This is a genomic window from Rodentibacter haemolyticus (genome assembly GCF_015356115.1).
Taxonomy (GTDB): Bacteria; Pseudomonadota; Gammaproteobacteria; order Enterobacterales; family Pasteurellaceae; genus Rodentibacter; species Rodentibacter haemolyticus.
Window position 1 is genome coordinate 1,478,957 of the sequence record NZ_CP063056.1, and the last position, 13,136, is coordinate 1,492,092.

13 protein-coding genes are annotated in these 13,136 nt (G+C 39.2%); 10 read left to right on the plus strand and 3 right to left on the minus strand.

Features of this window, described 5'->3' with window-relative positions:
• Nucleotides 1-27: 27 nt before the first annotated feature.
• The 6 genes from def to mscL all read left to right on the plus strand — a co-directional run bounded on the left by def (nt 28) and on the right by mscL (nt 5,688).
• The gene (gene def / locus IHV77_RS06965) at nt 28-537 is read left to right on the plus strand and encodes a peptide deformylase (RefSeq protein WP_194811278.1); all 510 of its coding nucleotides are present in this window, start codon (nt 28-30) and stop codon (nt 535-537) included.
• Nucleotides 538-720: 183 nt separating this feature from the next.
• Nucleotides 721-1,677 (plus strand): methionyl-tRNA formyltransferase, encoded by a 957-nt coding sequence (fmt, locus tag IHV77_RS06970; protein ID WP_194811279.1) that lies wholly within the window; start codon nt 721-723, stop codon nt 1,675-1,677.
• Nucleotides 1,677-3,032: a 16S rRNA (cytosine(967)-C(5))-methyltransferase RsmB gene (rsmB, locus tag IHV77_RS06975; RefSeq protein WP_194811280.1), complete on the plus strand. Its 1,356-nt coding sequence runs from the start codon at nt 1,677-1,679 to the stop codon at nt 3,030-3,032. Before fmt ends, rsmB begins: the two co-directional genes overlap by 1 nt.
• Before the next feature lie 11 nt (nt 3,033-3,043).
• Complete coding sequence (locus IHV77_RS06980; RefSeq protein WP_194813249.1) at nt 3,044-3,850, plus strand: glycosyltransferase family 2 protein; 807 nt, start codon at nt 3,044-3,046, stop codon at nt 3,848-3,850.
• On the plus strand, nt 3,847-5,223 hold the full coding sequence (gene trkA, locus IHV77_RS06985; protein WP_194811281.1) for a Trk system potassium transporter TrkA: 1,377 nt from the start codon (nt 3,847-3,849) through the stop codon (nt 5,221-5,223). Before IHV77_RS06980 ends, trkA begins: the two co-directional genes overlap by 4 nt.
• A gap of 75 nt (nt 5,224-5,298) precedes the next feature.
• A complete protein-coding gene (gene mscL, locus IHV77_RS06990; protein WP_194811282.1) occupies nt 5,299-5,688 on the plus strand; it encodes a large-conductance mechanosensitive channel protein MscL in 390 nt (129 codons plus the stop codon).
• 109 nt (nt 5,689-5,797) lie between these two features.
• On the opposite strand, the gene IHV77_RS06995 is transcribed toward mscL, so the two are convergent.
• Nucleotides 5,798-7,336, minus strand: a complete 1,539-nt coding sequence (locus IHV77_RS06995) for a glycosyltransferase family protein (protein WP_194811283.1) — start codon at nt 7,334-7,336, stop codon at nt 5,798-5,800.
• A 294-nt stretch (nt 7,337-7,630) separates the two neighbouring features.
• Here IHV77_RS06995 and tal point away from each other — a divergent pair, with 294 nt between their 5' ends.
• From tal to IHV77_RS07015, 4 genes are all read left to right on the plus strand, one after another.
• A complete protein-coding gene (tal, locus tag IHV77_RS07000; protein ID WP_194811284.1) occupies nt 7,631-8,584 on the plus strand; it encodes a transaldolase in 954 nt (317 codons plus the stop codon).
• A 293-nt stretch (nt 8,585-8,877) separates the two neighbouring features.
• The gene (locus IHV77_RS07005; protein ID WP_194811285.1) at nt 8,878-9,501 is read left to right on the plus strand and encodes a YagU family protein; all 624 of its coding nucleotides are present in this window, start codon (nt 8,878-8,880) and stop codon (nt 9,499-9,501) included.
• A gap of 371 nt (nt 9,502-9,872) precedes the next feature.
• Nucleotides 9,873-10,262 carry a hypothetical protein gene (locus IHV77_RS07010; RefSeq protein ID WP_194811286.1) on the plus strand — a complete coding sequence of 130 codons (390 nt, stop codon included), beginning with the start codon at nt 9,873-9,875 and terminating at the stop codon, nt 10,260-10,262.
• A 170-nt stretch (nt 10,263-10,432) separates the two neighbouring features.
• The gene (locus tag IHV77_RS07015) at nt 10,433-11,398 is read left to right on the plus strand and encodes an MFS transporter (protein WP_228549996.1); all 966 of its coding nucleotides are present in this window, start codon (nt 10,433-10,435) and stop codon (nt 11,396-11,398) included.
• Between the two features lie 317 nt (nt 11,399-11,715).
• Here IHV77_RS07015 and slyD read toward each other — a convergent pair whose 3' ends face one another.
• Together slyD and IHV77_RS07025 are read right to left on the minus strand one after the other, a co-directional pair.
• Nucleotides 11,716-12,324: a peptidylprolyl isomerase gene (slyD, locus tag IHV77_RS07020; RefSeq protein ID WP_194811287.1), complete on the minus strand. Its 609-nt coding sequence runs from the start codon at nt 12,322-12,324 to the stop codon at nt 11,716-11,718.
• Between the two features lie 65 nt (nt 12,325-12,389).
• Complete coding sequence (locus IHV77_RS07025) at nt 12,390-13,112, minus strand: SIMPL domain-containing protein (RefSeq protein WP_194811288.1); 723 nt, start codon at nt 13,110-13,112, stop codon at nt 12,390-12,392.
• Nucleotides 13,113-13,136: the final 24 nt, after the last annotated feature.

Here is a 13,136-nt window from a genome sequence, read left to right on the forward strand (position 1 = left end):
ATTTATGATTAAAAAAGAAGAGAAATTATGACCGCACTTAATGTATTAATTTATCCTGACGATCATTTAAAAGTGGTTTGCGAGCCTGTTGCCGAAGTAAATGATGATATTCGTAAAATTGTAGATGATATGTTTGATACGATGTATCAACAAGAGGGTATCGGTTTGGCAGCGCCGCAAGTGGATATTTTACAACGCATCATCACCATTGATATTGAAGGTGATAAACAAAATCAATTGGTGCTTATTAATCCGGAAATTTTGGCTTCTGAAGGTGAAACCGGTATTGAAGAAGGTTGCTTGTCTATCCCGGGTTTTCGCGCTTTGGTACCACGTAAAGAAAAGGTTACCGTGAAAGCTTTGGATCGTGAAGGTAAAGAATTTACCTTAAATGCTGACGGTTTACTTGCCATCTGTATTCAACACGAAATCGATCACTTAAACGGCATTTTGTTTGTGGATTATCTTTCCCCGCTAAAACGCCAACGTATTAAAGAAAAACTCATGAAGTATAAAAAACAGGCGGCGAAACAATAAGTGGGTTTATGCCCGGGGTAATAAGTTCGTCTAGGTTATTCACTCCGCTTTCTTAAGTCCGAGCAATGTTTCCCAAAGGGATACAATAATATTTAGCCGTGAATGGGGTTATCCTCGGACCACGGTGCAAAGTGCGGTTTATTTTGACCGCATTTTTCCTCTCTAACCATAACGCAGAACATGATGAAACCACTCAATATTATCTTTGCCGGTACGCCGGATTTTGCAGCAAAACATTTACAAGCCTTACTTGATTCAGAACACAACGTGATTGCGGTTTACACGCAACCGGATAAGCCGGCGGGACGTGGTAAAAAATTGCAGGCTGGTCCGGTAAAACAACTCGCCGAGGCGCACAATATTCCGATTTATCAGCCGAAATCCTTACGCAAGGAAGACGCTCAAGCCGAATTGAAAGCACTCAATGCGGATGTGATGGTGGTGGTGGCTTACGGGTTGATTTTACCAAAAGTCGTATTGAGCGCTCCCCGTTTAGGCTGTTTAAACGTGCATGGTTCTATTTTACCTCGTTGGCGTGGCGCAGCGCCGATTCAACGTGCGATCTGGGCGGGCGACAAGCAAACCGGCGTCACTATTATGCAAATGGATGAAGGCTTAGATACGGGGGATATGCTGCATAAAGTGTATTGCGATATTTTGCCGCAAGAAACCTCCGCCGATCTTTATAATAAATTGGCAGAAATTGCGCCTCCAGCACTTATTGAGGTGCTGAACGATTTAGAAAACGACCGATTTTTTGCTGAAAAACAAGATGACAGCCAAAGCAATTACGCAGAAAAACTTTCTAAAGAAGAAGCAAAATTGAACTGGTCACTCTCTGCGGCACAACTTGAACGCAATATTCGAGCTTTCAATCCTTGGCCAATCGCTTATTTCAATACGGAAGACAGAGACGGCAACAGCCAAACTCTGAAAGTGTATCAAGCGGAAGTATTGCCTCATCAAGATAAACCGGCCGGTACGATTTTAGGTGCCGATAAAAGCGGTATCCAAATTGCAACGGCAGAAGGCGTGTTGAACTTGCAACAACTGCAACCGGCAGGCAAGAAGCCGATGTCGGCGCAGGATTTACTTAATGGTCGTGCCGAATGGTTCCAAATCGGTAAGGTGCTGGCTTAATGAAAAATCAACGTTCGCCTAAAAAAACGGTAGTAAAAACACCGTCAAAATCGACCGCACTTTCAACCAGAGCAATGGCTGCGCAAGTGATTTTGCAAGTGTTAGATGAAGGAAAATCGCTTTCATCACTGATTCCGGAAATCCAATCTTCCGTGGAAGCACAGGACTTGCCATTCTTGCAGGAAATTTGTTTTGGCGTTTGCCGTGTATTGCCGCGTTTGGAACAGATTATCAAACGCCTTGTGGATAAACCGCTTAAAGGTAAAACACGTATCGTGCATTGCTTGTTGCTGGTGGGGTTGTATCAGCTACTTTATATGCGCGTGCCGCCACATGCTGCGGTAGATGAAGCGGTGAATGCGACCAAATCTTTAAAAGCAGATAGTTTCCGTGGACTGGTAAATGGCGTGCTGCGCCGTTTTTTACGTGAACAAGAAAAAATTTTGGCTGAGGTGGATAAACATTGGCAAACACTTCATCCGGAATGGCTTGTCAATAAATTGAAAAAAGCCTACCCGAATTGGCGCGATATTATTAATGCCAACAATCAAAAACCACCTATGTGGCTGCGTGTAAATACACAGAAAAACAGCGCGGAAAATTACCGCACTTTGTTGATGAATATGGCGATTTCCGCAGAAAGCAGTACCTCACCTAATGCGCTTCGTTTAACTTCGCCGATTGCCGTGCAAAAATTACCGCAATTTATGGAAGGGGCGGTAACGGTGCAAGATTTGAATGCCCAATGGGCGGCAACCTTGCTTGAACCGCAAAATGACGAATGGATTTTAGATGCTTGTGCCGCCCCGGGTGGTAAAACGACCCATATTTTAGAACTTGCACCGCAAGCTAAGGTGATCGCTTTGGATGTGGAAGCACATCGCCTAAAAAGAGTGGAAGAAAATCTTGATCGTTTAAATCAACAAGCTATCGTTGTGTGTGGAGATGCAAGTCAGCCGGATAAATGGTTGGCTGAGATAGAGCAAAGTGCGGTAAAATTTGACCGAATTTTATTAGATGCGCCTTGTTCCGCCACCGGTGTGATTCGCCGCCATCCCGATATTAAATGGCTCCGCCAAGAAACGGATATTGCCCAACTTGCCGAGTTACAAAAGAAAATTCTAAAAGCGCTATGGGCAAAATTGAAACCGAACGGTATTTTGCTTTACGCCACTTGCTCCGTATTACCTGATGAAAATCTTGACCAAATCAACGCCTTTTTGGCTGAACAAAAAGATGCGGAGTTATTGCCGTTGCCCTTTACTGATGATAAAAGTGCGGTTGGTTTTCAGTTTATTCCGCAAGAAAACGGCGGAGACGGTTTTTATTATGCAAAACTGCGTAAACGTGTCTAAAGGTGGCAATGATGTTTCCGAATATTGATGTCATTATTCCTTGTTACAATGCAGAAAAAACACTGGCGCGTGCAGTGGAATCCGTATTGAGGCAGGTCTGCTTAGGTAAGGTCTGGTTAATCGATGACGGCTCGACAGACAATACTCTTGCTCTTTTGGAAGCTTTTGCAGAAAAATATCCGGATCGGATTTATGTGGAGAGTATGCCGAAAAATAGTGGGGTGGCAAAGGCGCGAAATTGGGGGACATTACAAGCCGATAACGAATTTATCGCTTTCTTGGATGCGGATGACGCTTATGAACCGGGTGCATTAGAAGTGGCAGCGGCAACTTTTCATTTTCAACCCGATACGTCAGTGGTGCGCTTGGCATTAAAGCCTATCGGTTTGCCTGCACGTTATGCGGAACATCCTAATTTTGATTTTGCGTGGCAACATATGCGAATGACTTGTGGCGGTAATGTTGTTTTTCGTCGTTCGTTTTTTCTGGCTTGCGGCGGTTTTCCACAAGATGCGTTATTTCGTGAATTAGGTGGTGAAGACGGCGCATTAGGTATTGCGACAACCAGAATTGCGAAAGTTGCAACCTTATTTGATGAGGTAGGCGTATTGCATTATTGCCGTGATGGAATGCACGCCGAACGATTATTAGATGCCGTGTTGTTCCAAAAAGTACCGCAATGTGTTACGGAAGAAAAAATCGCACAGGCGAATGCGATAACCGATGAAATTTGTCGCCGAATCGAAGCCTTAAAGTGCGGTCTAAATTCGCCGAAAATTGGTATTCGCCCTTTGACATTAACAAGGAGTGAGGAATGAAAATTATGATTCTCGGTGCCGGTCAAGTGGGGACGACTCTGGCAGAAAATCTTGTGAGTGAAGATAATGATATTACCTTAGTCGATGAACAATCACTGCAATTACACGCATTGCAGGAAAAGCACGATTTACGGGTTGTGCAAGGTTCGCCTTCTTCGCCTAAAGTGTTACGTGATGCCGGTGCGGCGGATGCGGATTTAATGGTGGCGGTAACGGCTTCCGATGAAATTAATATGGTAGCGTGCCAAATGGGGTACACCTTGTTTAATACGCCGACGCGCATTGCCCGTATTCGTAATTCGGAATATCTACGTGAAAAGGATAAATTATTTAATGATGAAAATGTGCCTATTGATCATTTAATTTCGCCGGAAAATCTCGTTACGGAAGAAATTACCCGTTTAATTGCTTATCCCGGTGCGTTGCAAGTCGCTCATTTTGCGAAAAATCGTATTAGTGTCGTGGTAGTGAAAGCTTATTACGGGGGGGCGTTGGTGGGGTATGCGTTATCGGCGTTTAAAGAACATATGCCGCACATTGATTGCCGTATCGTTTCTATTTTACGTAACGATAAAACTATTCGTCCGCAGGGTTCGACCATCGTTGAAGCCGGTGATGAAATCACCTTTATTTGCGCAACGGAGCATATCAAAGCCGTCATTAGCGAATTACAGCGCCTTGAAAAACCTTATAAACGTATAATGATTGTCGGTGGCGGCAATGTTGCGGCTGGGGTTGCAAAACGGTTAGAACATTCTTATTCCGTTAAACTCATTGAGCGTAATGCGGAGCGGGCGCAAGTTTTAGCCGAAAAACTTGCTAAAACCCTTGTTTTTCATGGTGATGCTTCGGATCAAAATTTATTATTTGAGGAACACATTGAAAATATTGATGTGTTTTTGTCGTTAAGCAGTGATGATGAAGCCAATATTATGTCAGCATTGCTGGCAAAACGCTTGGGGGCGAAAAAAGCGATGGTGTTGATTCAGCGTATGGCGTATATCAATCTTATCCAAGGCGGGACGATTGATATTGCGGTTTCCCCACAGCAGGCTACGATTTCTGCATTATTGGGGCATGTGCGTAAAGGCGATGTTAAAAATGTAGCAAGTTTGCGTCATGGTATTGCCGAAGCGATTGAAATTGTGGCACATGGGGATTTAAATACCTCAAATATTGTAGGACGAACCATTCGCGATATTCGCTTGCCGACAGGCTGTATCATCGGTGCGATCTTGCGGGAGAATGAGGTAATCATTGCGCGTAAAAATATAGAAATTCAAGATGGCGATCACGTGGTCATCTATTTGAGTGATAAAAAGACGGTTTCTGAAATAGAAAAATTATTCCAACCGAGTTCATTCTTTATTTAAAGGTTTACTTTTTAAAGGTAGCTCACATATAATATGCGCGCTTAATGCGTAATATTTAAACAAAAGGAGAATTTTATGAGTTTTATAAAGGAATTTCGTGAATTTGCAATGCGTGGCAATGTTGTTGATATGGCTGTCGGTGTGATTATCGGTGGTGCGTTCGGCAAAATTGTCAGTTCACTTGTTGCTGATGTGGTAATGCCTGTATTGGGTATTTTAACCGGTGGCGTGGATTTTAAAGATTTAAAATATGTTTTAGAACCTGCAAACGGTGATATTCCGGCGGTAACGTTGAACTATGGTATGTTCATTCAAAACGTCTTTGATTTCGTTATCATTGCGTTTGCTATTTTCTTAATGGTAAAAGCTATCAATAAACTTAAAAAACCGGCGGAAAAAGCACCGGAAGAACCGTCAAACGAAGAAAAATTACTTACTGAAATTCGTGATTTATTGAAAAAATAATTTTCCTTGAATAAAAAAGTCGGTTTATGCCGACTTTTTTATCTTATACACAATAAAGAAAACAGGCCGCCGATTTCCTTTTGGCGGCCTGTTCATTATGAGGGGTTACCTAATCTTTCGCTTTTTTAAGCATCACTTTTTCTGTTAAGGCTTGGCTGATTTCTTCAATTACATTGTCCCATTCCGTTGATGGCCAGTTATTTCTAAAAGAGATCATATCCTTATACCACATATTGGTTTTTTCCGTCATACCCCAACGCCAATCGACAATATAGGGTAACATTAAGAATGTGGGCAAACCGAGTGCGCCGGCAACGTGTGCAACGGAAGTATCGACTGCGACAAGAAGATCAAGATGTTTTAATATGGTAGCCGTATCCAGAAAATCACCACTGTTTTTGACCATATTTGGAATATTGTATTTTTCCAACAATGCCGTTTCATTATCATTGCAGACTTTTTGTACACAATACCAGTCAATCCCTTTTAGCTTAAATAGTCTTTCAATATATGCCGGATTATGAATAGAACGGTATTTATCATTTTCGTGTGTCGAATCACCACGCCAAACAATGCCGACTTTTAGGTTTTTAGTTTGATGGAATAAATTCGCACTATCAGCCATTTTTTGTGAAGGCACAAAAAGATAAGGTAAGCGTTTAGGTAAATCCTGAAATGGCGTATCAACATACACCAGTATTTCGTGCGGATAAACCCAATAGTCAAATTCCTCTAATTTTTCAAGTTCGTCAATACCGATAACTTGATCAATATCAGGGTGGGTTTTAATTAATGAAACTATAGGTTTTTGCACCATCCATATCGTTGTCGCTCCCTGCATTTTTAAGTAATATGCAAGTTGGGAAAACATAATTTCATCGCCTAAACCAAATTCACTCCACACAACTAATGTTTTACCGGCAAGTCGTTCACCCTTCCAACGTTTTGGTAGCCATTCTTCCTTAGGAGGAACCTTCGTTCTACGGGCGTGAGCGTTGCCAAGTAACATTTCTCTCTCCTTAAACCCTCGTTGATAATCTCCGTCGGCCAATAACCCCAAAGCCTGATACAGCATACCTAAACTTGTCGGAATTCTGCCGGCATAAGTTTTCCAAATATCGTAAGCAGGCAGCTTCGCCCCTTGAGCTTTCAGTTTGTGTCGAGTAAAGAAAGAGATAGAATGATTCGGTTCAACCATTTCAAAATTTTTGATTGCCGTTAAAACGGATTCTAATGGCAGCTTCTCTTGAATCGTTTGGCGAAGTCGATTGTAAAGTTGCTCAGCATTTTCTTTTACATCTTTTTGCAAAATCCATACATTTTTATTGCCACTCGGTACTAAGGTAAAAATGAATGAAAATTGCAAGGCTATCTGCTCGATTTTACGTTCTATTGTTGATTCTAAAACCAATATACCGCTATTTTTCAAAGCCCTTGACCAACATAAAATCGCTTCATCAGAGTAAAAAATATCACTACTAACGAAAAGCACATCAAGGGTATTTGTTTGAATAAAATTAAGCCTATTTTTTGCACCGTGGCTTTTATTCCACGGAATAATGGTTAAGGTATTTAAAAATTCTTGTTTGATATGTTCTTGTACAAACTCATCAGAGCAAAGTCTAAGCGCAAGATTGGTTTCTGTCATAATGATTAAATGAAATGATTTACTAAATATTACGTAACTATTGCTTGAAAGTTTGAGGCTTCCACATTGTGCCATATCACGTCTAAATGCACGCTATTTTATCGAATCGGGAAAAGTATTCAAATCGGTTTCATTATGTTATCGAGAAATGTGATCTCGATCACAAATTTGATAAAAAATAAGTAACTATTGCACTTTTGGTAAAAACTATTAGATATATTTCCATTTCTCACTATTACTTAAAATTCGATTTATGGTATCGTAGCGTCCATCAATAAAAACAAGGAGAACATTATGACAACTCAATTGGATTCACTTCGTAATATGACAGTAGTGGTAGCGGATACCGGTGATATTGATGCGATTAAAAAATACCAACCGCAAGATGCGACAACTAACCCGTCCTTAATTTTAAGTGCTTCCGCCCTTCCCCAATATGCCCCGTTAATTGATGAAGCGGTGACTTATGCAAAAAAGCAAAGTAGTGATAAAGCGCAACAACTTATTGATGCAGAAGATAAGTTGGCGGTAAATATCGGTTTGGAAATTTTAAAAATCGTGCCGGGGCGTATTTCGACAGAAGTGGATGCGCGCCTTTCTTATGATACGCAAGCCACCGTTGAAAAAGCGCGTAAACTGATTGCACTTTACAATGCGGCAGGTGTTTCTAATGATCGTATTTTGATTAAAATCGCCTCAACCTGGCAAGGGATTCGGGCGGCGGAAATTCTTGAAAAAGAAGGTATTAACTGTAACTTAACCTTATTATTCTCCGAAGCGCAAGCACGTGCCTGTGCAGAAGCCGGTGTTTATTTAATTTCGCCGTTTGTGGGTCGAATTTTAGATTGGTACAAAGCAAATTCCGATAAAAAAGAATATGCGCCTGCAGAAGATCCGGGTGTGATTTCCGTCACTAAAATTTACAATTACTACAAAGAATATGGCTACAACACCGTCGTGATGGGAGCGAGTTTCCGTAATGTCGGAGAAATCACCGAGCTTGCAGGTTGCGATCGTTTAACTATCGCTCCGCCGTTATTAAAAGAATTACAAGAAAATTCGACCGCACTTGTGCGTAAACTTGAATTTAAAGGTGAGGTGAAAGCGAAACCTCAACCGTTAAGTGAGGCGGAATTCTATTGGCAACATAATAGTGATCCGATGGCGGTAGAAAAACTGGCAGAAGGGATTCGTAAATTTGCCGTGGATCAAGAAAAATTAGAAACAATGCTTGCCGCTAAATTATAATTCTTTGAATACCGTATCAATATAACGGTTGTTATTTATCTCAAATAGCAACCGTTTTTTTCTATATGTAGAAGGAGCGTTCTACATCTTTTTTAGTAGAAAATGAGCGTTGAATCTTGACGAGTTCATTAAATTAGTGAAAAATTTGCACCTATATTTACCTTGGATTACGGATAATTCTTCTTTAGTTATGATGAGAGTGAATTATCAACTTCGTAAAAGGTAATAAAGCCCCGCACCACATTCATAATGTAAAAGTGCGGTTAATTTTTTCAACATTTTCGGAGCAAAATATGTCAGGTATTTTCACTCAAACTCCGGCAAATCGTCGTCGTTATGGCGTTGCTGTTTTTGTCGGTATTATCGCAGGTATTATTTCCGCCTTTGTAAAATGGGGTGCAGAGCATCCTTTCCCTCCACGTAGTCCAATCGATTTCTTCGCAGCGGCTTGTAAAGTTGATGTTAGCGGTTTAACCCAAGATCAAATTTTTGAAGTTTGTTCGCGTGCATTTTTGAATCCACCACACGTTTTCTTACGTGATTATATCGGTATTGACCCGACCGAAGCCGTGTTCACCTTTGCCGACCACGGATTTAACTGGATCGGTGTGACTCATATGATTTTCTCATTGGTGTTTGCAATCGGTTACTGTATCGTGGCTGAGCGTTTCCCGAAAATCAAATTCTGGCAAGGGATTGGCGCAGGGATTCTTGCTAATATCGCCGTACACTACATCACCTTCCCATTGTTGGGATTAACCCCTCCAGTGAGTGAGTGGCCAGCGTATGAACATATCTCCGAATTAGTCGGTCACATTTTCTGGTTCTGGACGATTGAAGTAATCCGCCGTGATTTACGTAACCGTATCACGGGTCAACCGGATCCTGAAGTTGCATTAAAAGCTGCCACCGAATAATGAGTAAATAAAAATGCCACCTTAAATTAAGGTGGCATTTCACTTCGCTGCTTATCAAAATCAAAAGTCCCGCCAATAGTTTATTTTCTGTTAGTAATGTCGTAAGGGGACAATAAGTTTAAAAATAAGACTTCTTTTCATAATATCATAGCAAAATTTTTCGGTTAAATTTTGTTGTAAATTTCTATCCATCAAAGAACCGTTTTACCCTACCCTGTTCAAGTTGTTATTTAAAGCAATTATCTCACTCTATTGAATAAACAATCTTAAAAACTGTGATTAAGATCACAAATTTGAAAGAAATTTTTTACATCTTGAAAAAATGCTTTGATTTTGTTATTTAATTGTTAATTATTTGTGTGGGAGGCGCTATGTGGGTAAATAAACAAGAGTATTCTCAAATATCTAGTTCATATCGATTAATTAAAATGACCCCTTTACTAAGGCATAGGCTTAATATAGAGAGCAATAGCCCTCCTAGTTCTATTTACATAGATCAAGAATTTTTTTATAAAGAATATATTGATAAAAATAAACTTTTAATTAATTTAGATGGTTCTATTAGAAATGATGGATTTATAAAAATTATAATGCCTATCCTATCAAGAAAACCATTATCACCTCACAATCAAGAAATTCCTACATCTATATATAAATTGGTTAATGATGGATGGAGGGTAGACAAAAAATTATCAAATGCCATTAGATTAACTTACATGAGAAACAGGATAGAGCAGATATTCCAGCAATTTACCTATTAAATATTGATAGTAAAAATAAATTATCTCAGCATGTTTGTAGTAGTTTATTTTGATAATAAACTGAGATTTATGACAAAATTAGAGATTCTATGTTCTAATAAATCTTTTAAACGCATATATGTAAATAGTAAAAGATAAATTTTTTTCAAAATAAGTCATAGGATATATTTATGAAAAAATATATAACTTTAATTGCACTTTGTTTAGGTCAAGGTTTAAGTGGAACAGTGATTTCTCTACTCACTTTAACCTATGCTTTTGTAGGTAAGCATTTAGCCCCAACGGAAATATTAGTAACTCTTCCTATGACAATGACAGTTTTAGGTTCGTTTAGTATGATTTATTGTGCAAGTTCATTAATGAAAAAATATGGTAGAAGGAGATCATTTATTATAAGTGGTTTTATTGGTATTTTAGGGGCAATTTTAGCAATACTTGCATTATATTATCGATATTTCACATTTTTTTTATTTGCTACATTTGTTCTTGGTAATGCGACAGTGTTTAATCAATTTTATAGATTTGCTGCTGCAGAAGTTTTTAATGATGAAATATGGAGGAAAAGAGCAACGTCATTAGTGATTGGTTCTGGTATTTTAGGTGGAATTCTCGGTCCTTTTCTCGCTGGAGAAGGAATTGATTTTATTTCAAATAACTATTTAGTTGGTAATTTTATTTTTGTTATTATAATTTTTTTTATGTTGATAATAAGTCAATTTTTGGTCTTTCTTGAAAAAGAAGAAATATTGTCCAATACTTTGAATTCATCAGAAAAAATAACAGTATATTATTCTAAAAATTTCATTCTGGGGACATTAGCTTGCACAATAGGATTCTCATTAATGACTTTAATCATGAATTCTGCACCATTATCAATGCATCATAATCACTATCCTACATCAAAAAGTGTATTAGCTTTACAATTACATTTCATTGCTATGTATGTACCCGCCTTATCTATTTCATTTTTAATTGAAAAATTTAAAACCGATAGTTTAATTTTATTGGGTAGTTTATGTTTTATTATTAGCTCAATAAGTGTTTTTTTCTTACCTCAAAGTTATGGGTATTTTATTGCTCTATTTCTGTCTGGTTTAGGGTGGGCGTTGATGTTTAATGGGGGACATTTTATCTAAATAATATTCCTAAGGATGTTAAACATAAACTACAAAGCATTAGCTCTATATTCACATATTTAGGAAATTTAATTTTTTCATTTTTAGCAGGGTTTACCCTAGCCTTTCCAAGTGGATGGCAATGGATAAATATTATTACTTTTATATTTTCATTTATATTTTTTCTTTTCTATCTGGTGAAAATTTATAATAGATCTGAAACTTAAAGATTATATTTTTAAGATGAAGAATTGTTCAAATAAACATAATCTGCACACTCAAAAGTTGAATAAATAATCAACGAATTAAGGTGCAGATTATATTTATAGTTTTGATAATTAATGACCACCGCAGCCACAACCACCATGACCATGTTTATGACCACCGCCACAGCAACCGCCGTGTTCATGTTCGTGATCATGATGGTGGTGATGACCACCACAGCCGCAGCCATGACCCTCTTCATCGTGGTGGTGGTCGTGTGCACCGTGAACGTGGCCGTGTGCAATTTCTTCTAAAGTAGCTTCACGTGTCGCCACCACTTCAACGGTAAAATGCAATTCCTGACCGGCTAACATATGGTTGCCGTCAACAACAACTTCATCGCCATCAACTTCGGTAATCACCACAGGAACAGGGCCGATGTCGGTATCGGCTAAGAAACGCATACCCACAACGAGTTCATCAACCCCTTGGAATACCTCTTTTGGTACTCGTTGAACCATATTTTCGTTGTACTCACCATAACCTTCTTCTGGTTGTACGCGAACTTCAAATTTATCTCCAACCGCTTTGCCTTCAAGGGCTTTTTCAAGCCCAACGACTAAGTTGTTGTGTCCTTGCAAATATTCTAACGGTTGATTTGCCGGTGCTTCATCGACTAATACACCATCTTGGGTGCGGACTTGGTAAGCAATGCTCACCACCACATTTTTTGCTACATTCATTGAGGTTTCCTTACAGTATGAAAAACGTTGTTATTGTATAGAATAAAAAAGAATTGTATAGAAAATTAATCTTTGAGTAACTCAATCCGTGCATTTGCCCGTATGCGAACGGTTTCTTTACCATTTTCTAGGAAAGCCTGATCTGCCCCTGCGTAGTCTGCAGATAAGGTAGCAACCTTTGCAGCACGTGCTGTACCATAAGCACGAATCGGCATTTGCTCGTTTACGGAGGAAATGTCTAAATCTAGGATTCGGTAATCTTTCATTTTCAACGAATTTTGAATCAAATCGGCTTTCTTTTTGAATTTTTCAATCGCCGCTTGCGTTAATTCGTTTTCCACGCTCATTAGCTTTTCGGAGGAGATAGAGGCATTTATATCTTCCACTGCCATCACATCATCCAGTGTTGATATAAGGTTAGAAATAGCTTGGAAATCTTTACTTTCCAATACCAATTCGGCACGGGCAATCCAACCGTTTTTCTTGCCTTGTGCATCATTACGAACGGAAGTATTGCGGGAATTACCTTTAATTTCGACCGCACTTTGTTCCTTTGCGATCGCCACGGCTTTATTTAAACGTTCGGAAATGGTTTTATTTAAGTCGGATAAGTTTTTACCATCAACTTGATAGAATAGTCGAACTTGTAACAGATCCCGTTCAATTTCCCTTTCAACTTCCGTGTTAAAGGAAACGATTTGAGCGGGTTTGGTTATCGTATTTTCAGCCAATGTCGCGGTGCTGAAAGGTAGGGCTAAAACGGCAAGAGCGAGTGTTTTTAATTTCATAATTTCTCTCAAAAAAATGACCGC

What these genes read in the sequence shown, in the direction of transcription:
- trkA (WP_194811281.1), top strand. Translation starts at nt 3,847, where the DNA reads ATGAAAATTATGATTCTCGGTGCCGGTCAAGTGGGGACGACTCTGGCA.
- IHV77_RS06980 (WP_194813249.1), top strand. Translation starts at nt 3,044, where the DNA reads ATGTTTCCGAATATTGATGTCATTATTCCTTGTTACAATGCAGAAAAA.
- fmt (WP_194811279.1), top strand. Translation starts at nt 721, where the DNA reads ATGAAACCACTCAATATTATCTTTGCCGGTACGCCGGATTTTGCAGCA.
- IHV77_RS06995 (WP_194811283.1), bottom strand. Translation starts at nt 7,336, where the DNA reads ATGACAGAAACCAATCTTGCGCTTAGACTTTGCTCTGATGAGTTTGTA.
- slyD (WP_194811287.1), bottom strand. Translation starts at nt 12,324, where the DNA reads ATGAATGTAGCAAAAAATGTGGTGGTGAGCATTGCTTACCAAGTCCGC.
- IHV77_RS07025 (WP_194811288.1), bottom strand. Translation starts at nt 13,112, where the DNA reads ATGAAATTAAAAACACTCGCTCTTGCCGTTTTAGCCCTACCTTTCAGC.
- tal (WP_194811284.1), top strand. Translation starts at nt 7,631, where the DNA reads ATGACAACTCAATTGGATTCACTTCGTAATATGACAGTAGTGGTAGCG.
- IHV77_RS07010 (WP_194811286.1), top strand. Translation starts at nt 9,873, where the DNA reads ATGTGGGTAAATAAACAAGAGTATTCTCAAATATCTAGTTCATATCGA.
- IHV77_RS07005 (WP_194811285.1), top strand. Translation starts at nt 8,878, where the DNA reads ATGTCAGGTATTTTCACTCAAACTCCGGCAAATCGTCGTCGTTATGGC.
- mscL (WP_194811282.1), top strand. Translation starts at nt 5,299, where the DNA reads ATGAGTTTTATAAAGGAATTTCGTGAATTTGCAATGCGTGGCAATGTT.
- def (WP_194811278.1), top strand. Translation starts at nt 28, where the DNA reads ATGACCGCACTTAATGTATTAATTTATCCTGACGATCATTTAAAAGTG.
- rsmB (WP_194811280.1), top strand. Translation starts at nt 1,677, where the DNA reads ATGAAAAATCAACGTTCGCCTAAAAAAACGGTAGTAAAAACACCGTCA.
- IHV77_RS07015 (WP_228549996.1), top strand. Translation starts at nt 10,433, where the DNA reads ATGAAAAAATATATAACTTTAATTGCACTTTGTTTAGGTCAAGGTTTA.